The organism is Pseudomonas endophytica, assembly GCF_001411475.1.
GTDB classification, from domain to species: Bacteria; Pseudomonadota; Gammaproteobacteria; order Pseudomonadales; family Pseudomonadaceae; genus Aquipseudomonas; species Aquipseudomonas endophytica.
On record NZ_LLWH01000001.1, the window covers coordinates 45,371 to 70,525 of the forward strand.

General features: G+C 54.2%; 22 protein-coding genes and 1 tRNA gene. 14 read left to right on the plus strand and 9 right to left on the minus strand.

Annotated features, from left to right (window positions below; all coding sequences use genetic code 11):
• The first annotated feature begins 1 nt into the window (after position 1).
• Entirely contained in the window at positions 2 to 949 is a 948-nt protein-coding gene (locus AQS70_RS00205) for a hypothetical protein (protein ID WP_055100936.1), read from the plus strand.
• Positions 950 to 1,007: 58 nt separating this feature from the next.
• Here AQS70_RS00205 and dinB read toward each other — a convergent pair whose 3' ends face one another.
• Positions 1,008 to 2,075 carry a DNA polymerase IV gene (dinB, locus tag AQS70_RS00210; protein ID WP_055100937.1) on the minus strand — a complete coding sequence of 356 codons (1,068 nt, stop codon included), beginning with the start codon at positions 2,073 to 2,075 and terminating at the stop codon, positions 1,008 to 1,010.
• Positions 2,076 to 2,364: 289 nt separating this feature from the next.
• On the opposite strand from dinB, the gene AQS70_RS00215 reads away from it, so the two are divergent.
• The 4 genes from AQS70_RS00215 (at position 2,365) to AQS70_RS00230 (ending at position 7,318) form a co-directional block, all read left to right on the plus strand.
• Positions 2,365 to 2,441: transfer RNA gene (locus AQS70_RS00215), tRNA-Met, on the plus strand.
• 256 nt (positions 2,442 to 2,697) lie between these two features.
• Positions 2,698 to 5,340 (plus strand): bifunctional lysylphosphatidylglycerol flippase/synthetase MprF, encoded by a 2,643-nt coding sequence (mprF, locus tag AQS70_RS00220; protein ID WP_055100938.1) that lies wholly within the window; start codon positions 2,698 to 2,700, stop codon positions 5,338 to 5,340.
• Entirely contained in the window at positions 5,340 to 6,620 is a 1,281-nt protein-coding gene (locus AQS70_RS00225; protein WP_055100939.1) for a virulence factor family protein, read from the plus strand. Before mprF ends, AQS70_RS00225 begins: the two co-directional genes overlap by 1 nt.
• A 155-nt stretch (positions 6,621 to 6,775) precedes the next feature.
• Complete coding sequence (locus tag AQS70_RS00230; RefSeq protein ID WP_055100940.1) at positions 6,776 to 7,318, plus strand: hypothetical protein; 543 nt, start codon at positions 6,776 to 6,778, stop codon at positions 7,316 to 7,318.
• Between the two features lie 265 nt (positions 7,319 to 7,583).
• On the opposite strand, the gene AQS70_RS00235 is transcribed toward AQS70_RS00230, so the two are convergent.
• A complete protein-coding gene (locus AQS70_RS00235) occupies positions 7,584 to 9,485 on the minus strand; it encodes a potassium transporter Kup (RefSeq protein ID WP_055100941.1) in 1,902 nt (633 codons plus the stop codon).
• Positions 9,486 to 9,795: 310 nt separating this feature from the next.
• On the opposite strand from AQS70_RS00235, the gene rimO reads away from it, so the two are divergent.
• From rimO to tsaA, 5 genes are all read left to right on the plus strand, one after another.
• Positions 9,796 to 11,133 (plus strand): 30S ribosomal protein S12 methylthiotransferase RimO, encoded by a 1,338-nt coding sequence (gene rimO, locus AQS70_RS00240; RefSeq protein WP_055100942.1) that lies wholly within the window; start codon positions 9,796 to 9,798, stop codon positions 11,131 to 11,133.
• 107 nt (positions 11,134 to 11,240) lie between these two features.
• Complete coding sequence (locus AQS70_RS00245; RefSeq protein WP_055100943.1) at positions 11,241 to 11,714, plus strand: GNAT family N-acetyltransferase; 474 nt, start codon at positions 11,241 to 11,243, stop codon at positions 11,712 to 11,714.
• A gap of 71 nt (positions 11,715 to 11,785) precedes the next feature.
• Positions 11,786 to 12,496 carry an rRNA pseudouridine synthase gene (locus AQS70_RS00250; RefSeq protein WP_055100944.1) on the plus strand — a complete coding sequence of 237 codons (711 nt, stop codon included), beginning with the start codon at positions 11,786 to 11,788 and terminating at the stop codon, positions 12,494 to 12,496.
• Between the two features lie 75 nt (positions 12,497 to 12,571).
• Entirely contained in the window at positions 12,572 to 13,033 is a 462-nt protein-coding gene (locus tag AQS70_RS00255) for a YehS family protein (RefSeq protein ID WP_055100945.1), read from the plus strand.
• A 23-nt stretch (positions 13,034 to 13,056) separates the two neighbouring features.
• A complete protein-coding gene (gene tsaA / locus AQS70_RS00260; RefSeq protein ID WP_055100946.1) occupies positions 13,057 to 13,755 on the plus strand; it encodes a tRNA (N6-threonylcarbamoyladenosine(37)-N6)-methyltransferase TrmO in 699 nt (232 codons plus the stop codon).
• 100 nt (positions 13,756 to 13,855) lie between these two features.
• Here the strand turns inward: tsaA and fpr are convergent, their stop codons facing one another.
• Positions 13,856 to 14,635, minus strand: coding sequence for a ferredoxin-NADP reductase (fpr, locus tag AQS70_RS00265; protein ID WP_002554680.1), 780 nt, complete (start codon positions 14,633 to 14,635; stop codon positions 13,856 to 13,858).
• Positions 14,636 to 14,752: 117 nt separating this feature from the next.
• Here fpr and AQS70_RS00270 point away from each other — a divergent pair, with 117 nt between their 5' ends.
• Positions 14,753 to 15,679: a LysR family transcriptional regulator gene (locus AQS70_RS00270; protein WP_055100947.1), complete on the plus strand. Its 927-nt coding sequence runs from the start codon at positions 14,753 to 14,755 to the stop codon at positions 15,677 to 15,679.
• On the opposite strand, the gene AQS70_RS00275 is transcribed toward AQS70_RS00270, so the two are convergent.
• The 3 genes from AQS70_RS00275 to AQS70_RS00285 form a co-directional block, all read right to left on the minus strand.
• Complete coding sequence (locus AQS70_RS00275; protein WP_055100948.1) at positions 15,676 to 16,038, minus strand: diacylglycerol kinase; 363 nt, start codon at positions 16,036 to 16,038, stop codon at positions 15,676 to 15,678. The genes AQS70_RS00270 and AQS70_RS00275 overlap by 4 nt on opposite strands.
• A gap of 74 nt (positions 16,039 to 16,112) precedes the next feature.
• Positions 16,113 to 16,763, minus strand: coding sequence for a response regulator transcription factor ErdR (gene erdR / locus AQS70_RS00280; RefSeq protein WP_055100949.1), 651 nt, complete (start codon positions 16,761 to 16,763; stop codon positions 16,113 to 16,115).
• Between the two features lie 301 nt (positions 16,764 to 17,064).
• Positions 17,065 to 17,811 (minus strand): tRNA-uridine aminocarboxypropyltransferase, encoded by a 747-nt coding sequence (locus AQS70_RS00285; RefSeq protein WP_055101068.1) that lies wholly within the window; start codon positions 17,809 to 17,811, stop codon positions 17,065 to 17,067.
• A 229-nt stretch (positions 17,812 to 18,040) separates the two neighbouring features.
• Between AQS70_RS00285 and AQS70_RS00290 the strand changes: the two genes are divergently transcribed.
• Both AQS70_RS00290 and AQS70_RS00295 read left to right on the plus strand, forming a co-directional pair.
• Entirely contained in the window at positions 18,041 to 18,454 is a 414-nt protein-coding gene (locus tag AQS70_RS00290; RefSeq protein ID WP_055100950.1) for a PA3611 family quorum-sensing-regulated virulence factor, read from the plus strand.
• A gap of 196 nt (positions 18,455 to 18,650) precedes the next feature.
• Positions 18,651 to 19,760, plus strand: a complete 1,110-nt coding sequence (locus AQS70_RS00295; RefSeq protein ID WP_055100951.1) for an LOG family protein — start codon at positions 18,651 to 18,653, stop codon at positions 19,758 to 19,760.
• A 96-nt stretch (positions 19,761 to 19,856) separates the two neighbouring features.
• Here the strand turns inward: AQS70_RS00295 and recX are convergent, their stop codons facing one another.
• From recX to AQS70_RS00310, 3 genes are all read right to left on the minus strand, one after another.
• Positions 19,857 to 20,324: a recombination regulator RecX gene (recX, locus tag AQS70_RS00300; protein WP_055100952.1), complete on the minus strand. Its 468-nt coding sequence runs from the start codon at positions 20,322 to 20,324 to the stop codon at positions 19,857 to 19,859.
• A gap of 8 nt (positions 20,325 to 20,332) precedes the next feature.
• The gene (gene recA, locus AQS70_RS00305; protein ID WP_055100953.1) at positions 20,333 to 21,445 is read right to left on the minus strand and encodes a recombinase RecA; all 1,113 of its coding nucleotides are present in this window, start codon (positions 21,443 to 21,445) and stop codon (positions 20,333 to 20,335) included.
• 84 nt (positions 21,446 to 21,529) lie between these two features.
• Positions 21,530 to 22,030, minus strand: a complete 501-nt coding sequence (locus tag AQS70_RS00310; RefSeq protein ID WP_055100954.1) for a CinA family protein — start codon at positions 22,028 to 22,030, stop codon at positions 21,530 to 21,532.
• A 481-nt stretch (positions 22,031 to 22,511) separates the two neighbouring features.
• On the opposite strand from AQS70_RS00310, the gene mutS reads away from it, so the two are divergent.
• Positions 22,512 to 25,091: a DNA mismatch repair protein MutS gene (gene mutS / locus AQS70_RS00315; protein WP_055100955.1), complete on the plus strand. Its 2,580-nt coding sequence runs from the start codon at positions 22,512 to 22,514 to the stop codon at positions 25,089 to 25,091.
• The last annotated feature ends 64 nt before the right edge of the window (positions 25,092 to 25,155 follow it).

Genomic DNA, 25,155 nt, shown 5'->3' on the forward strand with positions numbered 1-25,155 from the left:
CATGTTCAATCGAAGTACTTTGACGGGCGCCGCCACATGCGGCGCCCTGCTGTTGAGCGGCTGCGCCAATCACATGTCCCAACGCAGCGAGCATGAAGAGCGCGTCGAGCGCAAACTGCTCGCGCACACCCTGCAAATTGATGTCGGCTCACCTTCTGTAATGGAGCTGCCGCAACGCCGTGTGCGCATCAATGAACAAAAGACTTTTGAAGTCACTGAGTTCGATGTCACACGTCATTACGATCGCTACACGCCCTACCAGCCTTGGCGCGAAGTCTATGAAATGCCGCTGGGTGCGGTGGCGGTGGTTGCCGGGGTGGGTGCCAACGTGCTGAACGTTTTCATGTTTGGACAGTTGCCCGACAGCGTGACCAAAGACTGGATCAGCTATGGCGTCGACGGCCTCAACCCGGCGATGAACGTGCAATCTCACGGCCGCGCCGAGCAGAATCTGGCCGGTATCGAAGAGATTCAACGCGACAAGCGCATGGAGTCTTCAAGCTTGCCGTGGGCCGAGCGTCCGGTCATCGTCAGCGCGGGTAAGCAACACCACGAAATGAGCACCGATCGTAACGGGATATTGCGCCTTAACTTGCTAGACAGTCCGTTTGCCGAGCAAGACTTGAGTCGCGTGAGCACATTGATCATTAAGGTCGAGGACGCTCAGGACGAGACTCACTGGGACTCATCACTGTCCATCAGCAGCTCGCTGCGTGGCAAGTTGCTTGAGGCGCACACGCTGATTTACGACGATCTTGAGGCTGATGACGTCAGCCAATGGGTCCGTCGTGTCAAACGCCTGTCAGAACTTGGGCTTGAAGAAGAAGCCAGTGAACTGGAGCAAAGTCTGATCGAGCTGACGCGTAATGATCCAGAGTTGCAGCGTGAGTTTGTTCAGTCTCTGACCAAAAATGCTGGGCGACTGGTGGCTGACCCGGGCAATAGTTAAGCTCGACCTGCTATGAGAGCTGTAAATCCTTGAAAAGGATCGCAGCCTGCGTCAGCGCCTACGGATGTTTAGCGAACAGCTCCAATTGTTCGTGCCCCAGGTTCAAATCATGCAAGCGCACGCCAAGCCCCAACAACCGCACGGGCTTGGCCCCTCGCGCAAACGCCTGACTCAATAACCCCTCATAACTTTCAAGATCCCGCCCCGCCCCGGACTGCTCCAACGTAGTCTGGGTAAAGTCATGGAATTTAACTTTGACGAAGGGTTTGCCTGGCCGGTAACTGCTGTCTATTCGGCCGATACGTCTGTTCAAGGTTTCCAGAAGCTCAGGCAGCTTATCTAAGCAGGCAGCCAGATCCGGCAAATCAGTGTCGTAAGTATTTTCAACACTTACTGACTGACGCCGACTGTCACTTTGCACCAAGCGCTCATCAATACCGCGCGCCAACCCCCATAAACGCTCACCAAAGCTGCCAAATTCACGTACCAGAGCCAGCTTGTCCCAGTCGCGCAGATCCTGACAGGTTTCGATACCTAACCTCGCCAGCTTGTCTGCCGTCACCTTACCGACACCGTGCAACTTATTGACCGCCAACGCTGAGACAAAGTCTTCAACCTGATCTGGAGTAATAACGAACAGGCCGTTGGGCTTTCTCCAGTCGCTGGCAATTTTGGCCAGAAATTTATTCGGCGCTACCCCCGCGGATACGGTGATGTGCAACTGATTCGAGACTCGACGCCGAATGTCCTGAGCAATACGCGTAGCACTGCCACCAAAATGCAGGCTATTGGAGACATCCAAGAAGGCTTCATCCAAAGACAGCGGTTCAATGATCTCGGTGTAATCGCGCAAGATGCCGTGGATCTCTTTTGAGGCCTCTTTATAGGCATCCATCCGACCGTTAACGATGATCAGGTCTGGGCACAGCTTAAGGGCATGCCTAGATGCCATCGCTGAACGCACACCATATGCCCGTGCTTCATAGTTACAGGTCGAGATGACACCGCGACGGTCCGCCGACCCTCCGACCGCCATGGGTTTGTTCGCCAGGCTCGGGTTGTCGCGCATCTCAATAGCGGCATAAAAACAGTCACAGTCGACATGGATGATTTTGCGCTGCGTCATGTAAGGCAGTGTTCTTCGTGAATGTAGGTAAAGCAGAGCGCCAGTATGTCACTGAGAACTGTATATAGCACCAGTGGTGTTGATTTGAACGACCAGCGATGCACGCCACATGGCTATATGTATTTTTCTAATCGAATTGAAAGCACTCAATAACGCTACACCCTAGGCACCAAAGGGCCTGCAACGCTTTTAACCACGACACCTTAGCTCTAACCAATTGAAGCAAAAGACATTTTTTAAAATTAACGTTTGACAGCGGCGCGTATCGCTGTAGAATCCGCCCCACAGACGCGGGATGGAGCAGTCTGGTAGCTCGTCGGGCTCATAACCCGAAGGTCGTCGGTTCAAATCCGGCTCCCGCAACCAAACATCAAAAAAGGCTACTCGAAAGAGTGGCCTTTTTTGTGCGCGATCGAAAATACTCTTCTGGCTAGATGTAAGCGTCTGTCATCTCTCTTAAAACTCGGCTGTCTATGCTGAGCAGCAGCAATTACCTATATTTCACACGCCAAACCTGAACATCAGACAAACAATTGGAAGTATTTTGAAATATTTTGAGCAAAAGGATTGGTTACTTGAGTCGTTGCCTCCATCCTATCGCGCACGATTCACGAGGTGATTGATGCCCGATAATTCGCCAGAACTTAAAGAACCCGCTGTAGCCGTCAATCCCATTGCAGCCAAACGCCTGCATTTACTGGATCTGTTGAGCAAGTACCGCCAACCTATCGGGCTCGCACTGACTCTTCTGCTATTTGCCATAGCCTTGATTGCTTGCCGCCACCTGCTCAGCGAGCTTGACCTGTACGCCCTGCAAGACTCCATGATGGAGGTGCCCAGACCTGCTCTTCTGGGCGCTGTGGCTGCAACTGCTGTCGGTTTTTTGATTTTGCTCGGCTACGAGTGGTCAGCTAGCCGCTATGCCGGTGTCAAACTGCCACCCAAGACCTTGGCCTTGGGTGGTTTCACCGCCTTTGCCATTGGTAACGCCATCGGTCTGTCACTGCTGTCGGGCGGCTCTGTACGCTATCGCTTGTACGCGCGCCATGGCGTAGGTGCATCCGAAGTCGCACACATGACACTGTTTGCCAGTTTGTCGCTGGGCTGCGCATTGCCGCCGCTTGCGGCCTTAGCGACCCTGAGCAATCTGCCTGCAGCCTCCGCAGCATTGCATATCTCGGCTTACATTCTGGGTGCCATTGCAGTGGCCGTGCTGCTGTTATTTGGGCTGTTAGCGCTAGGCATTTACCGCCGACGCCTGCCTGAACAACCTATCCCGGACAACCTGCTGGTTAAAGCCGGACGCCGGACGTTGCGCCTGCCTAGCCCTCGTCTAACTCTATTGCAATTGCTGATTACTGCACTGGACGTCGCCGCGGCAGCCACTGTGCTGTATTTGCTATTGCCAGAAGCACCTCCATTTGGCGCTTTCGTACTGGTTTATCTGCTGGCTCTGGCCGCAGGTGTACTCAGTCACGTGCCTGGCGGTGTGGGGGTATTTGAGGCGATCTTGCTGGCCGCTTTTGCCGAAAAACTCGGCGCTGCGCCTTTGGCCGCCGCCCTGCTCCTGTATCGCCTGATTTATGTCATTTTGCCGCTGCTGATCGCGTGCCTGATGCTGCTGTTCAACGAAGCCCAGCGCCTGATCCAAACCCGGCAAAGTTTGCGAGTAGCCTCAGGCTTGGCCGCGCCCATTCTTGCGGTATTGGTTTTTATGTCCGGCGTAGTTTTACTGTTTTCCGGGGCGACACCGGAAATCGACACGCGCCTTGAACACATCGGTTTTCTGATCCCTCATCGCTTGATTGATGCCTCGCACTTCGGTGCCAGCCTAATCGGCGTACTGTGTCTGTTGTTGGCTCAAGGTCTGCGTCGACGCTTATCAGCCGCCTGGATGCTGACTACGATTTTGCTGCTAGTGGGCGCCGTGCTCTCGTTGCTCAAGGGCTTTGACTGGGAAGAAGCAACCATCTTGGTTCTTACTGCGAGCTTGCTGGGCCTGTTCCGCCGCTCGTTCTACCGCCCTAGCCGCCTGACCGAGCTACCTTTCTCTGCGCTTTATCTGGTGGCCAGCGCCTGTGTGTTGGGCGCTTCGGTGTGGTTGTTGCTGTTTGCTTATCAGGATGTGCCTTATAGCCATCAACTGTGGTGGCAATTCACCCTCGACTCAGATGCTCCGCGTGGTTTGCGCTCGCTGTTGGGCGCAGCGGTTCTGCTGGTTATCGTCTCTCTCACGTGGTTACTGCGCACTGCACGTCCCACCATCCACTTGCCGGATGCGGGCGAACTGGAGCGCGCTGAGAAAATTCTGCTGGCTTCGGACCAACCGGATGGCGGGCTTGCTCTGACCGGCGATAAAGCCTTGCTGTTCCACCCGCATGACAACGCGTTCTTGATGTACGCACGCCGCGGCCGCAGTTTGGTTGCGCTGTACGACCCCATCGGGCCAGCGCAGCAACGTGCCGAATTAATCTGGCAGTTCCGAGATTTGTGCGACACCTTCCATGCCCGCCCCGTGTTTTATCAGGTGCGTGCCGAGAATTTGCCGTTCTACATGGACATCGGTCTGACGGCGATAAAACTGGGCGAAGAAGCCCGGGTTGACCTACATCGCTTTGATCTCGACGCCAAAGGCAAAGAGATGAAAGATCTGCGTTACACCTGGAATCGTGGCACCCGCGACGGCCTGTCGCTGGAAATCCACGAGCCAGGCGAAGCGCCAATGGATGAGCTAAAAGTCATTTCCGATGCATGGTTAAGCGGTAAAAATGTGCGGGAAAAAGGCTTCTCGCTCGGTCGCTTCAGCCAGGACTACATCAAGCATTTCCGGGTTGCGATCATTCGCTTTGAAGGCAAACCCGTGGCCTTTGCCAACTTGCTTGAGACGCACAGTCACGAGCTGTCGAGCCTCGACTTGATGCGCGCACACCCGGAGGCGCCAAAGCTGACCATGGAATTCATGATGGTCGGCTTGATTCAGCATTATAAAAAGCATGGATATGCACGTTTCAGCTTGGGAATGGTGCCATTGTCTGGCCTACAACCGCGTCGCGGCGCACCACTGACTCAGCGTTTGGGGTCGATGCTGTTCCAGCGAGGTGAGCACTTGTACAACTTCCAGGGTTTGCGGCGCTTCAAAGATAAATTCCAGCCCGACTGGGAACCTCGTTATATGGCCGTGCCTGCCGGGCTTGACCCGTTAGTCGCACTGGCTGATACCGCCGCCTTGATTGCAGGTGGCTTGACTGGATTGGTGAAACGTTAATGAAACATCGTTCCTGGCGTTTTTTGCTGTTATTTCTGGTGGTACTGGCTGCGGTTGCGGCTGGCGGTTATTGGTTCTGGAATCGCCCAGCTCCGGAGCCAACGCTCCAGCACCTGAGCCAAAGCGATGGCACAACCTTGACCACAGTCATTCCTGGTCAGAAAGCTCGTGCTCAAGTGATCATTGCAACGCCTGCCGATCAAGCGCTGACCGACACTCAGTTGGTGGCGCTGAGCCGTGGTGGCAAAGCGCAATTGGTGCAGGTCATTCTGCCCAAAGAAGACTGCGCGCTGCAGCAGCAGGCTTTGCAAACTGCGCTAAAGCAACTGAACGGCTCTGCCACGCTGGTCAGCGGGGTTGGCCCAGGCGCAACCTTGGCTTGGCGCTGGCTTGCCGAGCAAACCAACGACAAGGCGCAAGCCGTTTCGGTGGGTTTCACACTCGAGCAACCCGGCTGCACGCTGCCAATGCCTAAATCGGCTGCACACGGCAACTGGTTAGTGGCGTGGAACGATAACCCTGACGACCCAAGCGCCGCCTTCGTACGCGACCAACTCAATGCTCAGACCAGCATCAGCGACTATGACATTCACTACCCACAGGTATTGAGCAACGAACTGCGCAAGATTCTGGTCGGCGATGACAACGGCGGGCTCAGTATGCCTGTTGTAGAAGTACCCGCAGGCCAGCAAAACAGCACCGTGACCCTGTTCTTGTCGGGTGATGGCGGTTGGCGCGACTTGGATCGTGACGTCGCCGGCGAGATGGCCAAAATCGGCTACCCAGTGGTCGGTATCGACACATTGCGCTACTACTGGCAGCACAAAACGCCTGAGCAAAGTGCCACCGACTTGACCGAGCTGATGCAACACTACCGTCAAAAATGGGGTACGCAGCGCTTTGTATTGGTCGGTTATTCGTTTGGTGCAGACGTATTGCCTGCTACCTACAACCTCTTGCCAGAAGCCGAACAAAAACGCGTGGACGCCATTATCCTGCTGGCTTTTGCCCGCAGTGGCAGCTTCGAGATTCATGTCGATGGCTGGCTGGGCAAAGCGGGCGCTGAAACAGATACCGGCGAAGCAATGTCCAAATTGCCTGCCAGCAAAGTGGTGTGCATCTACGGCGCAGAGGAAGCCGATGAAAGCGGTTGCACCGGCAAAACCGCTGTGGGTGAAAGCGTGAAGCTACCCGGCGGCCACCACTTTGATGAGAACTACCCCGCGTTGGCTCAGCGCTTGGTAGACATGATTAAAAAGCATCAGACTGCCGCTCAGTAGTCAGCATCACCTGATGCAGACAGGCAGCTATGTTTCTAGAGTTCTGCCTTACAGCCTCGAGGCGGAACTTCGCACTCCAGATCAGGAATCCACGCCTAGCGGATGAGTGGCAGCGCTTATTACAGTGAAAACTCATAAGGAAAAGGAGTTTTTAAATGCGCTATTTGAGAGTGACCGCCCAGGATCGCAGCGGCAATGGTCGGGCCGATACAGTACTGCTGCGTTTTTATGAAGAAGTGCAAGGCCAGGCCGACAAACTGGTACTCAAAGCAGGGGCGGTAGACATGACCGCAGATGGGGTGACGGATCTGCAGTTCGGGGGTGACGTTAACCATGACGGCAAAGATAACGCCAAGGATGAAAAGCTGATCAAGGCCTTCGCCAATGCGTTTTTGAAACTTGAATGGTTCAATCAAGGTAAAAGCTGGCAGCGGTATATCAAGGTGTTTGCCGAGGATTACTACCATGACAACTCTCCAAATGTCGTCAGACTGCATCTTCATGAAGGAACAGGTACACCCAGAAATCAGACCCTGATTTACAAGGCTTCGGCCCATGACATTAACAATGACAATACGCTCGACTCAGTGGTTTACCTTGGTGAGAATGGCGACGGCGAGAACATTTGCACTCAAGCACAAGAGCGATTGATCAAGGAGATGAGCCAAAACTTTCTGAAGTTCAAGTGGCATAACTAAAAGCCCAACTTCAAGCTTATGGGCTAAACGGTACAGAGTGGAGACAGGCAATCTCTTTGGCCTGGCTCCATGAGCAACATGAAACCCGGCTCAAGACACACACCCTCTATGGCAGTTAGAAACACGTAGAGTACGCCCCACCCAAAAGAACTGAGGGTGTTGCTGCTAAGTCTAAGGAGCCCTCTCCTGAAAGAAAAAAGGCTCATTACCTAGTCGTTACCCTGCTCATCTGAATCAGGGCTTATTTATAGCCACTCCCCCTCGTCTACATCTCGACTTGAGTCCCTAGCTCGATCACCCGGTTTACCGGCAGATTAAAGAACCGCAGATTACTGTTGGCATTCTTCAACATGAAGGCGAACAGGCCCTCACGCCATTTCGCCATGCCGACCAGTTTAGAAGCGATGACAGTTTCGCGACTTAGAAAGTAAGTCGTACGCATCGGGCTGAAGTCAAGCTCGTCAAGATGGCACAGCTTGAGCGCCTCCGGCACATCCGTCTCGTCCATAAACCCGAAGTGCAAGATCACGCGGAAAAAGCCTTCACCGTAGGCGTCGACTTCAAAACGTCGCTGCGCAGGTACTCGCGGCGAATCTTCGTTAACCACGGTGAGTAAAACGACTTGTTCATGCAGAACTTGGTTATGCAACAAGTTGTGCAGCAAGGCATGCGGCACAGCGTCCGGTCGGGCGGTCAGAAAAACAGCCGTGCCTTGCACCCTATGAGGGGGCTGAACCCGAATACTGTTGATAAACAACGGCAGCGCCAAAGCACTTTCATCAAGTCGATCAACCAGCAGCTGCTTGCCGCGCCGCCAAGTGGTCATCAGGATAAACAGCACAATCCCCGCCAACACCGGGAAGGCACCACCCTGCACAATCTTCGGAACGTTAGCGGCGAAGAACAGACCGTCGACCAACAAAAACCCGATCAGCACCGGTACAGCCAATACAGGCGGCCATTTCCACAACATCAGCATCACCGCCGACACCAGAATGCTGGTGATCAACATGGTCCCGGTCACAGCCACACCATAGGCCGAAGCCAGAGCGCCTGACGACTCAAAGCCAAGCACCAGCAAAATCACCCCAACCATCAGCGACCAGTTCACTGCCCCGATGTAAATTTGCCCTTGCTCGGCGCTGGAAGTGTGCTGAATGTGCATGCGCGGGATGTAACCCAACTGAATCGCCTGCCGAGTCAACGAGAAAGCCCCAGAGATCACGGCCTGAGACGCGATAACCGTCGCCAACGTGGCCAATACCACTAATGGAATCAGCGCCCAGCTGGGCGCCAGCATATAGAACGGGTTACGCGCCGCCTCTGGGTTCTCCAGCAGCAAAGCCCCCTGACCGAAGTAATTGAGCACTAACGCGGGCAATACCAAAATGAACCAGGCGCGGGCAATCGGCTTGCGTCCAAAGTGCCCCATGTCAGCGTATAACGCTTCAGCACCGGTCAAGGCCAGCACCACAGCGCCCAAGATAGCCACGCCCATGCCCGGATGAGAAACAAAGAAACGTACGCCCCAGACAGGGTTCAATGCGCTTAGCACTTCAGGGTGTTGAAAGATCCCATGGATCCCCAACCCGCCAAGCACCACAAACCACAACACCATGATAGGACCGAATAACTTACCCAGCATGTCGGTGCCGCGACGCTGGATCAAAAACAGCGCTATCAGCACAATCAGCGCGAGAGGCACGACCCAACGGTCCAGCCCATCAAACGCCAACTCCAGCCCTTCAACCGCCGACAAGACCGAGATGGCCGGCGTGATCATGCTGTCGCCATAAAAAAGCGAAGCACCGATCAACCCCAGAATCACCAGTACTGTGCGCAACTTGGGATAGGGTGCGGCTGCCCGCCGCGCCAAGGCTGTCAGGGCCATGATGCCGCCCTCACCTTCGTTGTCGGCGCGCAAAATAAACAGCACGTACTTGATCGAGACAACCCAGATCAACGACCACAGAATCAGCGCCAAAATACCGAAGACGCCGTCGTGATTAACCTGTACGCCGTACCCGCCGGAAAACACCTCTTTGAGGGTGTACAACGGGCTGGTGCCAATGTCGCCATAGACCACGCCAACCGCGGCGACCAGCATTGCGATAGGTTTTGCCTTTGAGTGACCGTCTTCTGCTGCCGGACTACTGACATGCCCCATTAACCACTCCTAAGGCTGTTGACCCTATTTCTTAATAGCGAGCGCCACACAAGGTGTGCAGCATGCTCTGATTTTCAGACTGTTAGCCACGACTTTTACCGACGAAATAAGCTCCGTTAAAAAGCTGTTTTCGCGACGGCGCGCAGCATAGCGCAGCACTCGTCGTAAATCCCCGTATAACGCTGGTCAAGCGCGCCCTGCGTCGCTAAAATTGCGCACTTTTTTTGATCAGAGGCGCAGCACACGCTAAGCGCCCGTTCGTCGTGCAGCCTTTACGGGCATGTAACGTCACTACATACCGAGGTTCGCCATGTCCACCGCTACCACGCCAGCCAACCCAAAGGTCGGCTTTGTTTCCTTGGGTTGTCCAAAAGCATTGGTCGACTCCGAGCGCATCCTTACGCAACTGCGTATGGAAGGCTACGACGTTGTTTCCACCTATCAAGATGCCGATGTCGTGGTGGTCAACACGTGCGGCTTTATTGACAGCGCCAAAGCGGAATCGTTGGAAGTGATTGGCGAAGCCATCAAGGAAAACGGCAAGGTCATCGTGACCGGCTGCATGGGCGTCGAAGAAGGCAATATCCGCGACGTACATCCGAGCGTGCTTGCCGTGACTGGCCCGCAGCAGTACGAACAAGTGGTCAACGCGGTTCACCAAGTAGTGCCGCCTAGGCAGGATCACAACCCGTTGATCGACCTAGTCCCACCTCAAGGGATCAAGCTGACGCCACGCCATTACGCCTACCTGAAAATTTCTGAAGGCTGTAACCACAGCTGCAGCTTCTGCATCATCCCTTCGATGCGCGGCAAATTGGTCAGCCGCCCAGTGGGCGACGTTCTTGATGAAGCCCAGCGCTTGGTGAAAGCCGGGGTTAAAGAGTTGCTGGTTATCTCTCAAGACACCAGCGCTTATGGCGTTGACGTTAAATACCGCACGGGTTTCTGGAACGGCGCGCCGGTCAAAACCCGCATGACTGAACTGTGCGAAGCCTTGAGCACGCTGGGTGTATGGGTACGCCTGCACTACGTTTACCCGTATCCGCACGTTGACGAGCTGATTCCGCTGATGGCGGCGGGCAAGATCCTGCCGTATTTGGACATCCCGTTCCAGCACGCCAGCCCTAAAGTGCTCAAGGCCATGAAACGCCCAGCCTTTGAAGACAAAACCCTGGCCCGCATCAAAAACTGGCGCGAGATCTGCCCTGAGTTGATCATCCGCTCGACCTTTATTGTCGGCTTCCCCGGCGAAACCGAAGAAGACTTCCAGTACCTGTTGGACTGGCTGACCGAGGCTCAACTGGACCGCGTAGGCTGCTTCCAGTACTCCCCAGTCGAAGGCGCCCCAGCTAACTTGCTGGACGCGGCAATCGTGCCAGACGACGTTAAACAGGATCGTTGGGAGCGCTTCATGGCTCATCAACAAGCCATCAGCGCCGCACGCCTGCAAATGAAGATCGGCAAGGAAATCGAAGTGCTGATCGACGAAGTTGACGAACAAGGTGCGGTGGGCCGTTGCTTCTTCGACGCGCCGGAAATCGACGGCAACGTGTTTATCGCCACCGAGAAAGATATCAAGCCGGGCGACAAGATCATGTGCCGCGTCACTGACGCCGACGAGTACGACTTGTGGGCTGAAGCTCTGTAATCGACAACCGGCCCTCAAAAAGCCCTGCCGCTCATTAATGCGCCAGGGCTTTTTTTACAGCTATTGTTTAGAAAGCGCCTCAATCATCAGTGTTGGAGACACGCGCGATGGAACAACAATGGATTACCCAAACCCCCCATTTAAGGGACTTCGAAGCATTAACCGAGGTGTGGGAAGCATCTGTTCGCGCCACCCATGATTTTTTGCCTGAAAGCTACATTGTGCTGCTGCGCCAACTGGTGAAAACCCAATACCTAGACACCGTAATGCTGATTTGCTGCAAAGACCCCGTCAACCAGCGCATTACAGGGTTTGCCGGGATCGCAGCCAACAAAGTTGAAATGCTGTTTATTCACCCTGATTATCGCGGCCAAGGCGTAGGCAAATGCTTGCTTATGTCCGCCATCAACGAATTTAACGCCAAGTGTCTGGACGTCAACGAGCAAAACCTGCAAGCCATCGGCTTTTACTTAAAACAAGGGTTTGAGGTTGTTGGGCGTTGCGAAACGGACGGGATGGGGCAGCCTTTTCCACTGCTGCACCTGCGTTATCAACATCCTTCGCGCCTACCACGCGCTTAAGTCAAATGTTGCCGGACTTAACCGGCGCCAGGCGGGTACAATAGCCGCCCCATCATATTACGGCCCTTGTCATGTCTGAACCGATACGTCTCTCCAAACGCCTCATCGAACTCGTCGGCTGCTCACGCCGTGAGGCCGAACTGTTCATTGAAGGTGGCTGGGTCACGGTAGATGGCGAAGTCATCGACGAACCACAATTCAAGGTCGACCAGCAAAAAGTCGAACTCGATCCGCAGGCCAAAGCTACGGCACCTGAGCCTGTTACGTTGTTGCTGAACGCCCCTGCGGGCTTGGACACTGACAGCGCGATGCAACTGCTCAACGCGCAATCGCTGAGCGAAGAGCATCGCTTCGGCAAGCGCCCGCTTAAAGGGCATTTCCTACGTCTGAGCGTCGGCAACGAACTACAAGCTAACGCCAGCGGATTACTGGTGTTTACCCAAGACTGGAAAATCGTTCGCAAGTTGACCGCAGACGCCAGCAAAATCGAGCAGGAATACGTGGTCGAGGTGTCAGGCGAGATGGCTGCGCACGGTCTGAATCGACTCAATCACGGCCTGACCTACAAAGGACGCGAGCTGCCTGCGGTCAAAGCCAGTTGGCAAAGTGAAAATCGCCTACGCTTTGCGATGAAGAATCCGCAACCGGGTGTGATTGCACTGTTCTGCCAAGCCGTGGGCCTTACTGTTATTTCGATTCGCCGGATTCGTATTGGTGGCGTATCGATGGGCAAACTGCCCGCTGGCCAATGGCGCTACATGACGACCAAAGAAAAGTTCTAAACACGGCCACGCCTCACTATTTCGACACCGCAGCCTCGCCTGCGGTGCTCACTGCTGATTATCAGGATTACCCACATGATTCATAACGACGTACTGCGCAGCGTGCGCTACATGCTAGACATCAGCGACAACAAAGTTGTCGAGATCATCAAACTGGGCGGTTTGGACGTCACCAGAGCAGACGTAGAAACCTACCTGAAGAAAGACGAAGAAGAAGGCTTTGTTCGCTGCCCGGACGACGTCATGGCGCACTTTCTGGATGGCTTGGTGATCTTCAAGCGCGGCAAGGACGAAAGCCGTCCACCGCAGCCTGTTGAGTTACCTGTAACCAACAACATCATCCTAAAAAAGCTACGTGTAGCCTTCGAGCTGAAAGAAGACGACATGCACGCGATCCTCAAGGCTGTTGAGTTCCCGGTATCCAAGCCGGAACTGAGTGCCCTGTTTCGCAAGTTCGGCCACAACAACTACCGTACTTGCGGCGATCAGCTTCTGCGCAACTTCCTCAAGGGTCTAACCCTGCGGGTTCGTGGCTGATCCGCCGACAAGGGTTTCAGCACATGACTTACAGCGTTTCACCTATCGGTTTTGTGCGCTCCTGTTTCAAGGAGAAGTTTGCCATCCCCCGACAACCCCAACTGGCGCCCGCTGCCCGAGGTGTTTTGGAGCTGGTTGCGCCCTTTGACCAAGGTGATGCCGTACAAGGCTTGGAACACGTCAGTCATGTCTGGTTGTTATTTGTGTTTCACCAAGCGCTGGAAGATAAACCTCGACTCAAGGTTCGTCCTCCACGGCTGGGCGGTAACAAGTCGATGGGCGTGTTTGCAACACGCGCCACTCACCGCCCCAATGGTATCGGTCAATCAGTGGTCAAGTTGGATATGGTTGAGCCCAATCGTCTGCACATTTCGGGTATTGACCTGCTAGACGGTACGCCGATTCTCGATATCAAGCCGTATGTGCCCTACGCCGATATGATCCACGCCGCCAGCAACAGCATGGCCAGCGCGGCCCCGGTACTGATTCCTGTGGAGTGGGCTGAAACAGCCTTGCACGAGGCGCACGGCCACGCGCTGCGTTTGCAGGAGCCGCTGGTGGCGCTGGTTGAGCAATGCTTAGCCCAAGACCCACGCCCGGCCTACCAAACACCTACGCCACAGCGTGAGTACGGCGCACAGTTTTGGGATCTGGACGTACGCTGGCATTACCCCGAGCCGGGAGTAATTCGTGTAATCGAGGTGGTGCTCGCCGAGCATTAAGTTCAAAAAACGCGAGACAAGGGACGTCGGTTCTTATGTCGCGCAGACAATAAAAAGCCCGCTTTACCTTGAGGTAACGCGGGCTTTTTTACAGCGCTGATTACTTCTCGACGAAGGCGCGCTCGATCAGGTAGTCACCCGGCTCACGCATGCGCGGCGATACAGTCAAACCGAAGCTGTTCAATACTTCGCTGGTTTCATCGAGCATGCTTGGGCTGCCGCACAGCATGGCACGGTCGTCCTGCGGGTTAATCGGCGGCAAACCAATATCACTGAACAACTTGCCACTGCGCATCAGGTCAGTCAGGCGACCTTCGTTTTCAAAGGGCTCGCGGGTCACGGTTGGGTAGTAGATCAACTTGTCACGTAGCGCTTCGCCGAAGAATTCGTTCTGAGGCAGGTGCTCAGTGATGAACTCGCGGTATGCAACTTCGTTGACGTAACGCACGCCATGGCACAGGATCACTTTTTCGAAACGCTCGTAGGTTTCTGGGTCCTGAATGACGCTCATGAAAGGCGCCAAACCAGTTCCCGTGCTCAGCAGATACAGATGCTTGCCCGGCTTCAGATCGTCTAACACCAGCGTACCCGTAGGTTTTTTGCTGATGATGATCTCGTCGCCTTCTTTCAAATGCTGCAATTGGGAGGTCAGCGGACCGTCAGGCACCTTGATGCTAAAGAACTCCAAATGCTCTTCCCAGTTTGGGCTGGCAATGGAATAGGCGCGCATAAGCGGACGACCGTTAGGCTGTTGCAGGCCGATCATCACGAACTGACCGTTTTCAAAGCGCAAGCCCGGATCACGGGTGCACTTGAAGCTGAAAAGGGTGTCGTTCCAGTGGTGAACACTGAGGACGCGTTCGTGGTTCATGTTGCTCATGTACGGGGCTCCTAAATTCGCCAGCGCTGACTATGAGCGCGATTGCAGAGCATTCTAATGGCGACGACAATATCTGTTAACTGAATTATTAAGATAAGGGTTATCGGTTATAACGATATGCGATTTACTCTCAGACAACTTCAAGTGTTCGTTACTGTCGCCCAACAAGAGAGCGTGTCTCGCGCTGCAGGCTTGTTGGCCCTTTCACAGTCGGCAGCCAGCACCTCAATCACTGAGCTTGAGCGCCAAACCAGTTGCCAGCTGTTCGATCGAGCGGGCAAACGCTTAAGCCTCAATGCGCTTGGCCGCCAGCTATTACCGCAAGCCGTGGCCCTGCTGGATCAGGCTAAGGAAATCGAAGACTTACTCAATGGCAAGTCGGGGTTTGGCTCATTAACCGTGGGGGCGACACTGACCATTGGCAATTATTTAGCAACATTGCTGATCGGCAGCTTCATGCAGCAGCACCCGGAAAGCCAAGTCAAACTGATTGTCCAAAATACTGCGCATATCGTGCAACAAGTCGCGCATTATGAAATTGATCTGGGTCTAATCGAAGGCGACTGCAGCCACCCTGATATTGAAGTTCAAAGCTGGGTCGAAGATGAATTGGTGGTGTTTTGCGCACCTCAGCATCCGCTCGCGGCCCGCGGACATGCCACTTTGGAGGAGCTGACCCACGAAGCTTGGATTTTACGCGAGCAAGGTTCTGGAACGCGCCTCACCTTTGATCAAGCCATGCGCCACCATCAAAGCGCACTTAACATCCGCTTGGAGCTGGAACATACCGAAGCGATCAAGCGAGCAGTTGAGTCGGGGCTGGGCATCGGCTGCATCTCACGCCTGGCACTGCGCGACGCTTTTCGCCGGGGCAGTTTGGTGGCCGTAGAGACGCCAGACCTTGATCTGGCGCGGCAGTTTTTCTTTATCTGGCACAAGAAGAAGTATCAAACCTCTGCCATGCGCGAGTTTCTAGACCTATGCCGCGCTTTTACCGCGGGAGTTCAGCGCAGCGACGAGATTGTTCTTCCTGCCATTGCTTAAAGCAGAATCACAGCCCACACCACAGCAATCAGGGTTAGCACCACAAATTGAGCGGCGCTGCCCATGTCTTTTGCGTTTTTCGATAATGGATGCAAGTCGAGTGAGATTCGATCAATGGCAGCCTCAATCGCCGAGTTGAGTAGTTCGACAATTAATGCCAGCAGACATACACCGATCAGCAATGCACGTTCTACCCGGCTCACATTGAGGAAGAACGTTAAGGGGATGAGTACCACATTGAGCAGTACCAACTGCCGAAATGCCGCCTCACCCGTAAAGGCTGCACGTAGACCGTCCAACGAGTAACCGCCAGCATTCAAAATCCGTTTAAAACCAGTTTTACCCTTGAAAGGCGACATAGATAAGCAACTGCACAAAAAGTGAGAGGGAAAGCTAATTCACGCGGCGTCAAAAATGCGTGAAGCTTGGTGTTTTAATGGCTCGATATGGATTCGAGCTGTTGCAGCAGCAGTGCGGCCTGAGTGCGGGTGCGAACACCCAATTTGCGAAATATCGCCGTTACATGCGCCTTGATCGTCGCTTCCGAAACACTTAACTCATAGGCAATTTGCTTGTTCAGCAAACCTTCACACACCATGGTCAGCACCCGGAACTGTTGAGGCGTCAAGCTGGCCAAGCCTTCGCTGGCAGCTTTGGCCTCAGCCGAAACGATCACCTCTTCAAAAGCTTGAGGTGGCCAGGAAACATCACCCTCCAATACCGCACGGACAGCGGCCTGAATAACTTCCATTGAACTGGATTTAGGGATGAAGCCACTGGCACCAAACTCACGCGAGCGCACCATGACCGATGCTTCTTCTTGAGCAGAAACCATCACCACGGGGATCTGCGGGTATTGACCGCGCAATAACACCAACCCGGAGAAACCGTAAGCACCTGGCATGTTCAAATCGAGCAGCACCAGATCCCAATCGGCCTTAATTGCCAGCTGCTTTTCAAGCTCGGCAATACTGGCAACTTCGACCAAGCGAACATCAGCGCCCAGACCCAACGCAACAGCTTGGTGCAAGGCACTGCGAAACAATGGATGGTCATCAGCAATCAGGATTTCGTATGTGGCCATTTTTTAAATGATCCTGTTCTTCAGGCGGTTCTGGATTAATGCCAGTACCCGCTAAGGCAACTCGAGCAACAGTCCAAGGACTGCGCATCAAAAGGCAAGATTGACGCTAAAAGTCAGAGCGTTGTAAGCGTTTGAGCAGCATCTGTCGCCGAATCGGCGCCAAGCATGCCCAGCCAAACCAGTAGGGTCAAGCGTAAACCTGACACCTAGGTGCAGTCGCAACTATTACAATGCCATCATTCAAATCGAATGTGGCTAACGGCTGACTCCGCCTTAAAAATTGTAGCGCTACTTCTTTCGCCTATTGAGTCCTGTTCTGAGGAAGGTCTTTTACAAAAAACTCCAGTTCCTGATGCGCTGTACTTGATTCATTCACGGGTAACTGATTTTTGGCATCTAGATAGTGCTGGCTGAACACATCGAAATACGCATCGAGAGCATTCGACGCCTCAGTATCGCCTGCTAGATCAAGGCACAAACTGGCCACTTCCGCTGTGCACAAGTGTTCACTGCGCGTTGAACGGCGTAACCGATAGCGCGAGAGTTTTTCCGGTAACAGGCTCAAGATCGGCAGCCCGTCGAGGTAAGGGCTTTTGCGAAAAATCTTACGGGCTTCGGTCCACGTAGCATCTAAAAGAATAAACAGCGGCCGCTTGGTGTTGTTGAGTTCAACGGTGTGCGTTACGCGCTCCGGTGCAACGTACTCGCCGGGAAACACCAGATAAGGCTGCCATTGTGGATCAGCCAATAGTGCAAGCAGGGCTTCATCCGTTTCCGTGCGCGACCAGATAAAAGCAAAGTTGTCACTGACCACATCCGCGATCAACCAGCCGGTATTACTGGGCTTGAACACTTCCTTTTTGGTCATCAACAGACACACGCCCGAGCGTGTGCTGACTTGGGGCCGCCATCTGCACAGGCAATGGCTTTCTATTACGCGGCAAGTAGAGCATCGCGGCGCACGTGAGCCGCGGGCCAAATAGGGTTTAGTGCTCTCCTCTTCACGCTCGTCTCGCAAACGGGCTACAGCGTTAGAGGAAAAGGTCATCAAGGTCATGGATTTTTACTTACGGCAAAAACCGCTGATTCATTAGAGCTTGGCGAAGGAGCGGATTTAATAGGGAAAGGCGCGCAGTCTATCAGAGCCCGCCGGGGTATACGCCAAACCCAAGTCGTGGGCATTTCCTGCCCCTCAATGCTGACCTATACTTGCGCGCCACTGAACGCATAGAACGATGATGGGTCAAAGCCAGCGTCACGCACATCAGGAGAGTTTCATGTTGCGCACTATTATTCCAACCGTAGCCCTGTTACTGGCAATGCCTTTAGGCGCGCAAGCGGCCTCTCTTGCAGATTTCAATCTGAACAAGTCGCTGCAAGCTACGGCAGAAGCTAGCAACGTAGGGACGCCGCGCGCTATAAACAATGACTTACTGGACAAAGGCTTCGTCGTAGAGGGGACTGTACTGATCAATAATTTGGAAGCTAGCCCGAACATGGCTGCCCAATTGCGCTCGTCTCCAGAGCTGGCCGTTCCACAGTTAGGTCGCAGTGTTTGCGGTAGTCCTAACTTCCGCAAACTGATGGCTCGGGGAGCCACTATGCGCTTCAATATTTTGGAGTACGGAACCAACAAGCCCGTGCTGACCCAAGACATCCGCGCCGAGAACTGCCAACAACGCAAGGGTTGATAGCCCTTAGCCCGCACGCCGCTCGTTGTGGCGGCGTGCACGCTCCCTCTCCAATTCTTCATTTACATCAGCCAATTAGCAGTTGCCATCGCTGACTTCTAAAGACCATCATCAAGGCATCATGTTTGACACTCTGAGTGTTGGCGCCTCAATGATTGGCGGCGCGCTAAAGGATGTTGTGTAGAAGGAGAATTACATGCCAGATCAATCCAAAGACAATCTCGCTCTGTATTTTGAAGAGCAGGGCCTCGACATCGCGCAACACGTGGACGCGCAGCTGCAGTTAGTCGCACCTGAAAGCCCCAACCGCCCGCTCTATCGTGAAATGATGCTCAGCGTATTACGCATGGCCCACGACGATCTTGATCGCTGGAATGCCAAGATCATGTTGCAGTCTATCCGCGAACTCGAAAAAACCTTCCGCGTCCTGCAAACCTTTAAAGGTCGACGCAAAGTGACCGTCTTCGGTTCTGCCCGCACACCGATAGAACATCCACTCTATGCGCTAGCCCGAGAGATGGGCGCCACACTGGCACGCGCCGATATGATGGTCATCACCGGAGGCGGCGCTGGCATCATGGGGGCGGCTCATGAAGGTGCAGGGCTTGAACACAGCCTGGGTTTCAACATCACGCTGCCTTTTGAGCAACACGCTAACCCGACGATCAATGGCTCTGCCAACCTGCTGGCCTTTCACTTCTTTTTCACTCGTAAGCTTTTTTTTATTAAGGAAGCTGACGCACTGGTGATGTGCCCAGGAGGCTTTGGCACACTGGATGAAGCCTTAGAAGTGCTAACACTGATTCAAACCGGTAAAACGCCTTTAGTACCCATCGTACTGCTGGACGTACCCGCAGGCACCTATTGGCAAAGCGCGCTGGACTTCGTTCATAACCAGTTAGAAGCACACCAGTACATCCTGCCTAACGATCTAAAGCTGATGCGTTTTGCTCACACCGCCGAAGAAGCTTTGGCTGAGATCAATCAGTTTTATAACAACTTCCATTCAAGCCGCTCGCTGAATAAAAATTTTGTCCTACGCATGAAACGCCCGCTCAATCTGCACGCGCTGGCACATATCCAAAAAGAGTTTTCCGATATTTGTCTGAGTAGTGATTTCTGCCAGTCGCTTGATGACGGCCCAGATCATGATCCATCGCTTACTTTATATCGCTTAAGCTTCGCGTTCAGTGGTCGTAATCAGGGACGTTTGCGTGAGTTGGTCGACTTTATCAACCTACCTCAGCACTGGGAGCTGGCTGACAAGCAAGCCACGTTGGCACAGTGCGAGCTGTTGGCAGATTAGCTCGCAAACTAGGATTGGGGATTAGGGGCTCAAGCGCAGAGCCGCTGCGCGCCCCATCGCTGCTTTCGGCAGCGGCTACAGGTTTTGTTGTAGTCGCTAGTCGTCAAACTCTCGGCCGCTTAATACGCGGCCAATCATTTCTAACGTATAACCCCGATAACTCAAGAAGCGCCCTTGTCGGGCACGCTCTTTCGCATTTTCGGGTAATTTACCTGCAAACTTGCGACGCCAAGTGTCTTGTAACTGCTCTTGCCAGTTAAAGCCAGATTCGCGCAGTGCCTCCTCTATATCCCCGCGCGATAAGCCGCGCTGACTTAGTTCTTCGCGAATACGCAAAGGCCCATAGCCAGAGCCTGCACGGTAATTAATGTAACTTTCGAGATAACGCGACTCCGATAACAGCCCCTCTTGCGTAAGACGGTCGAGAGCGGTGTCGATCATGTCTTGGCAAGCACCACGCTGAAGCAGTTTACGGGTCAGCTCGACTCGACCATGCTCGCGTCGCGCGAGCAGGTCCATTGCGACTCGCCGCACTGCGACGAGGTTATCCAAAACGACATTCATGAGTTCAATCAGTTACCGTTTTCAGCAGAGTTTTCCAACTCAATCTCTGCCGCTTCAGCTTCTTCAGCCGCAGCTTTAGCTGCCTTGCTCATTTTCGGCATGACTTTCAACTCAGCCAGTTCGCTGTCAGTTTTTGGACCCAGCAGTTTGGCGCGCAATTGTTTTTCCAGTGCGTCCTTAATGTCCGGGTTATCGTCCAAGAACTTGGCAGAGTTAGCCTTGCCTTGGCCGATTTTGTTGCCGTTGTAGCTGTACCAAGCGCCAGCTTTCTCGACGAAGCCATGCAATACGCCCAGGTCGATCATCTCACCGTTGAGGTAGATACCCTTGCCGTACAGAATCTGGAATTCAGCCTGACGGAATGGCGGAGCGACTTTGTTCTTGACCACTTTGACGCGGGTTTCGCTACCGATTACGACATCGCCTTCTTTCACAGCGCCCGTACGACGGATATCCAGACGTACCGAAGAGTAGAACTTCAAAGCGTTACCACCGGTGGTGGTTTCCGGGCTACCAAACATCACGCCGATCTTCATACGGATCTGGTTGATGAAAATCACCAAGCAGTTGGCGTTTTTGATGTTGCCGGTAATTTTACGCAGCGCTTGCGACATCAGACGGGCTTGTAGGCCCACGTGTGCGTCGCCCATGTCGCCTTCAATTTCAGCTTTAGGCGTCAGCGCCGCGACGGAGTCGATGATGATCACGTCAACCGCGTTAGAACGCACCAACATGTCGGTGATTTCCAGTGCTTGCTCGCCAGTGTCTGGCTGAGAAACCAGCAGGTCATCGACGTTTACACCCAGCTTGCCTGCATATTCAGGATCTAGTGCGTGCTCGGCGTCAACGAAGGCACACGTTGCACCCGCTTTTTGCGCTTGTGCAATCACAGACAGCGTTAAGGTGGTTTTACCCGAAGATTCTGGGCCGTAAATTTCAACAATACGGCCTTTTGGCAGACCGCCGATGCCTAGCGCGATGTCCAGACCCAGCGAACCTGTAGAGATAGCAGGAATTGGCTGGCGGTCTTGATCACCCATCAGCATTACGGCGCCTTTGCCGAATTGACGTTCGATCTGACCTAGGGCCGCAGCCAAGGCTTTCTTCTTGTTGTCGTCCATTAAAGTCCTCTCAAAATCAATAAGGCCATGACGGCCGATAACTGTATAAGTAGCCAGTATTATTCCACAGGGTTAAACGATCGCCTACCCCTGATTTTCTATTTCTCGTACCGTTCGGCGTATTAGACCCTCAAGCGCCGCAATGATGGTTTGTCGCCGGACGTCATCGCGATCACCCGAGAAGTGCCGACACTCGGCTGTAACCTCGTCGCCAGCCCCCCACGCCAGCCAGACGGTACCCACTGGTTTTTCTGCCGAGCCGCCACCCGGGCCAGCCACGCCACTCACCGCGACAGCAAAGCGTGCGCTACTTTGCACCTGCGCACCACGCACCATCGCCTCCACTACCTCACGACTTACAGCGCCAACTTGAGCGAATAATGACTGCGGCACATTGAGTTGTTGGGTTTTCTGCTGATTGGAATACGTCACAAACCCCGCCTCAAACCAAGCAGAACTGCCCGCGATTCGAGTAATCGCCTCTGCAATACCGCCGCCGGTGCAGGACTCGGCCGTTGTAACCTGAGCGTTTAGTGCGTGCAGTTGGTGCCCAAGTTCAGCCGCCAATTGAGATAGTGAGTCCATAAAGCTCTCCTGAGGATGCGTCCAAGCGCCATAACCTACACGAGCAGGTGGGCGTTGCAAGGCGATGCCGCTCAACATCTAATGCCTCACTAAACAAAGGCATCATTCCTACCGATTGCGATGTAAGACGCGTGCAGTACGGTTTGCTACGCTCCCCGTAACCCTTTACAGACCTGAGCTGATGCTAGAAGAGCTAAGAAGAATCGACTTAAACCTGCTGCTGACGCTGCATGCTGTTCCTGAGGCCGCAATAAGACTCGGTCGACCGATACATGCTGGCGCCGATGGCCCGTGGTAACCTTGCGCACATAGCCAAGCAAATGGGGCACGCTGACTTCCGGGTGCGAGCCTAGGTTTACGCCAAGCAGATGGAAAACCAATCACTCGCCGGACTCAGTCGCATCGGGTCATACCTGTTTAGCGCCAGCGCACCTACCCCAGCCCTGCGCCAAAAAACTAATTAAGAATTTGTAAGTACTTAATGAAGAAGACGATTTCAGAAAGCCCGCAGCACACGCCAATGATGCAGCAGTACTGGCGCCTGAAAAACCAACACCCCGATCAGTTGATGTTCTATCGCATGGGCGACTTCTACGAGATCTTCTACGAAGATGCGAAGAAGGCTGCCAAGTTGCTGGATATCACGCTTACGGCTCGCGGGCAGTCTGCCGGGCAGTCGATTCCGATGTGTGGGATTCCGTATCACGCAGCCGAAGGCTATTTGGCCAAGCTGGTGAAGCTCGGTGAGTCGGTGGTCATTTGCGAGCAGATCGGTGACCCGGCAACCAGTAAAGGCCCGGTTGAGCGCCAAGTCGTTCGCATTATTACTCCGGGCACGGTCAGCGATGAGGCGCTTCTGGATGAGCGCCGAGACAACCTGATTGCCGCGGTGCTGGGTGATGAGCGTCTGTTTGGTCTGGCTGTACTGGACATCACCAGCGGCAACTTCTCGGTGCTGGAGATTAAAGGCTGGGAAAACCTGCTGGCCGAACTGGAACGCATCAACCCAGTGGAGCTGATGATTCCAGACGACTGGCCGCAAGGGCTGCCTGCTGAAAAGCGTCGCGGAGTTCGTCGCCGCGCACCGTGGGATTTTGAGCGCGATTCGGCACTTAAAAGCCTGTGCCAGCAATTTTCAACCCAAGATCTTAAAGGCTTCGGCTGTGAGAACCTGACCTTGGCCATCGGTGCCGCCGGGTGCTTGCTCAGCTACGCAAAGGAAACCCAACGCACTGCCCTGCCCCATTTGCGCAGCCTGCGTCATGAGCGTCTAGATGACACCGTGGTGCTGGATGGCGCCAGCCGTCGCAACCTAGAGCTGGACACCAACCTGGCAGGCGGGCGCGACAATACGTTGCAGTCAGTGGTCGATCGCTGCCAAACCTCGATGGGCAGTCGTCTGCTCACACGTTGGTTGAACCGGCCACTGCGCGACTTGAGCGTGCTGCTGGCTCGACAGTCATCCATTACCTGCCTACTCGATGGCTATTGTTTCGAAAAGCTGCAACCGCAACTTAAAGAAATTGGTGACCTGGAGCGGATTCTGGCGCGTATCGGCCTGCGCAACGCTCGACCGCGAGATCTGGCGCGCTTGCGTGACGCCTTGGGCGCTTTGCCTGAACTGCAAGATGCGATGGTCGGCCTTGAAGCCCCGCATTTGCAGCAGTTGGCAACGATTACCAGTACTTATCCTGAATTGGGAGCGCTGCTGGAAAAGGCCATTAACGACAATCCGCCGGCAGTGATCCGCGACGGTGGCGTACTCAAAACCGGTTACGACGCTGAACTGGATGAACTGCAATCGCTGAGCGAAAACGCAGGGCAATTTCTAATTGATCTTGAGGCGCGTGAAAAAGCCCGGACCGGTCTGGCCAACCTCAAGGTGGGTTACAACCGCGTCCACGGTTACTTCATCGAGTTGCCGAGTAAACAAGCCGAACAAGCGCCTGCTGACTATATTCGGCGTCAAACCCTTAAGGGCGCAGAGCGCTTTATCACGCCAGAGCTGAAAGCTTTCGAAGATAAAGCCTTGTCGGCTAAAAGCCGCGCACTGGCCCGCGAAAAAATGCTTTATGAAGCGCTGCTCGAAACCTTAATCGGGGAGTTGCCGCCCTTACAGGACACTGCGGCTGCACTGGCCGAACTCGATGTGCTGAGCAATTTGGCCGAACGCGCTCTGAACCTAGACTTGAACTGCCCGCGTTTTGTTGACGAGCCGTGCATGCGGATCAGCCAAGGCCGTCATCCGGTGGTCGAGCAAGTACTGACCAGCCCATTTGTGGCTAACGATCTGGCGCTGGATGATAAGACCCGCATGCTGGTGATTACCGGTCCTAACATGGGCGGTAAATCTACCTACATGCGTCAGACCGCATTGATCGTATTACTGGCCCATATAGGTAGCTTTGTCCCCGCCGCCAGTTGCGAGTTGTCGTTGGTAGACCGGATCTTCACCCGGATCGGCTCCAGTGATGATCTGGCGGGCGGGCGTTCTACTTTTATGGTGGAAATGAGCGAAACCGCCAATATTCTGCATAACGCGACAGATCGCAGCTTGGTGCTGATGGATGAGGTAGGCCGTGGCACCAGCACGTTCGACGGCTTGTCCCTGGCTTGGGCTGCGGCCGAACGTCTCGCCCACTTACGCGCGTATACCTTATTTGCCACGCACTATTTTGAGCTGACCGTTCTGCCCGAAAACGAGCCATTGGTTGCAAACGTGCACTTGAGCGCCACCGAGCACAATGAGCGAATTGTGTTTTTGCACCACGTCTTGCCAGGCCCGGCCAGTCAAAGCTATGGTTTGGCCGTTGCACAATTGGCCGGGGTTCCAGCCAATGTCATCACTCGAGCACGCGAACATTTGAGCCGACTTGAAACCACCAGCCTGCCTCATGACGCGCCACGCACCGCACCTGGTAAAAAAGCAGCACCGCATCAAAGCGACCTGTTTGCCAGCCTGCCGCATCCGGTATTGGACGACCTGTCCAAGCTCGACTTGGACAACATGACACCACGTAATGCGCTTGATTTGCTCTACACATTAAAGACACGCCTTTAAAAGCTGCTAGAATCGCGCGCGGTTCGGGATGCTACTGGCCTATTAGCCTGATCAGTAGATATCA

What these genes read in the sequence shown, in the direction of transcription:
- AQS70_RS00205 (WP_055100936.1), top strand. Translation starts at nt 2, where the DNA reads ATGTTCAATCGAAGTACTTTGACGGGCGCCGCCACATGCGGCGCCCTG.
- dinB (WP_055100937.1), bottom strand. Translation starts at nt 2,075, where the DNA reads ATGACGCAGCGCAAAATCATCCATGTCGACTGTGACTGTTTTTATGCC.
- mprF (WP_055100938.1), top strand. Translation starts at nt 2,698, where the DNA reads ATGCCCGATAATTCGCCAGAACTTAAAGAACCCGCTGTAGCCGTCAAT.
- AQS70_RS00225 (WP_055100939.1), top strand. Translation starts at nt 5,340, where the DNA reads ATGAAACATCGTTCCTGGCGTTTTTTGCTGTTATTTCTGGTGGTACTG.
- AQS70_RS00230 (WP_055100940.1), top strand. Translation starts at nt 6,776, where the DNA reads ATGCGCTATTTGAGAGTGACCGCCCAGGATCGCAGCGGCAATGGTCGG.
- AQS70_RS00235 (WP_055100941.1), bottom strand. Translation starts at nt 9,485, where the DNA reads ATGGGGCATGTCAGTAGTCCGGCAGCAGAAGACGGTCACTCAAAGGCA.
- rimO (WP_055100942.1), top strand. Translation starts at nt 9,796, where the DNA reads ATGTCCACCGCTACCACGCCAGCCAACCCAAAGGTCGGCTTTGTTTCC.
- AQS70_RS00245 (WP_055100943.1), top strand. Translation starts at nt 11,241, where the DNA reads ATGGAACAACAATGGATTACCCAAACCCCCCATTTAAGGGACTTCGAA.
- AQS70_RS00250 (WP_055100944.1), top strand. Translation starts at nt 11,786, where the DNA reads ATGTCTGAACCGATACGTCTCTCCAAACGCCTCATCGAACTCGTCGGC.
- AQS70_RS00255 (WP_055100945.1), top strand. Translation starts at nt 12,572, where the DNA reads ATGATTCATAACGACGTACTGCGCAGCGTGCGCTACATGCTAGACATC.
- tsaA (WP_055100946.1), top strand. Translation starts at nt 13,057, where the DNA reads ATGACTTACAGCGTTTCACCTATCGGTTTTGTGCGCTCCTGTTTCAAG.
- fpr (WP_002554680.1), bottom strand. Translation starts at nt 14,635, where the DNA reads ATGAGCAACATGAACCACGAACGCGTCCTCAGTGTTCACCACTGGAAC.
- AQS70_RS00270 (WP_055100947.1), top strand. Translation starts at nt 14,753, where the DNA reads ATGCGATTTACTCTCAGACAACTTCAAGTGTTCGTTACTGTCGCCCAA.
- AQS70_RS00275 (WP_055100948.1), bottom strand. Translation starts at nt 16,038, where the DNA reads ATGTCGCCTTTCAAGGGTAAAACTGGTTTTAAACGGATTTTGAATGCT.
- erdR (WP_055100949.1), bottom strand. Translation starts at nt 16,763, where the DNA reads ATGGCCACATACGAAATCCTGATTGCTGATGACCATCCATTGTTTCGC.
- AQS70_RS00285 (WP_055101068.1), bottom strand. Translation starts at nt 17,811, where the DNA reads ATGACCTTTTCCTCTAACGCTGTAGCCCGTTTGCGAGACGAGCGTGAA.
- AQS70_RS00290 (WP_055100950.1), top strand. Translation starts at nt 18,041, where the DNA reads ATGTTGCGCACTATTATTCCAACCGTAGCCCTGTTACTGGCAATGCCT.
- AQS70_RS00295 (WP_055100951.1), top strand. Translation starts at nt 18,651, where the DNA reads ATGCCAGATCAATCCAAAGACAATCTCGCTCTGTATTTTGAAGAGCAG.
- recX (WP_055100952.1), bottom strand. Translation starts at nt 20,324, where the DNA reads ATGAATGTCGTTTTGGATAACCTCGTCGCAGTGCGGCGAGTCGCAATG.
- recA (WP_055100953.1), bottom strand. Translation starts at nt 21,445, where the DNA reads ATGGACGACAACAAGAAGAAAGCCTTGGCTGCGGCCCTAGGTCAGATC.
- AQS70_RS00310 (WP_055100954.1), bottom strand. Translation starts at nt 22,030, where the DNA reads ATGGACTCACTATCTCAATTGGCGGCTGAACTTGGGCACCAACTGCAC.
- mutS (WP_055100955.1), top strand. Translation starts at nt 22,512, where the DNA reads ATGAAGAAGACGATTTCAGAAAGCCCGCAGCACACGCCAATGATGCAG.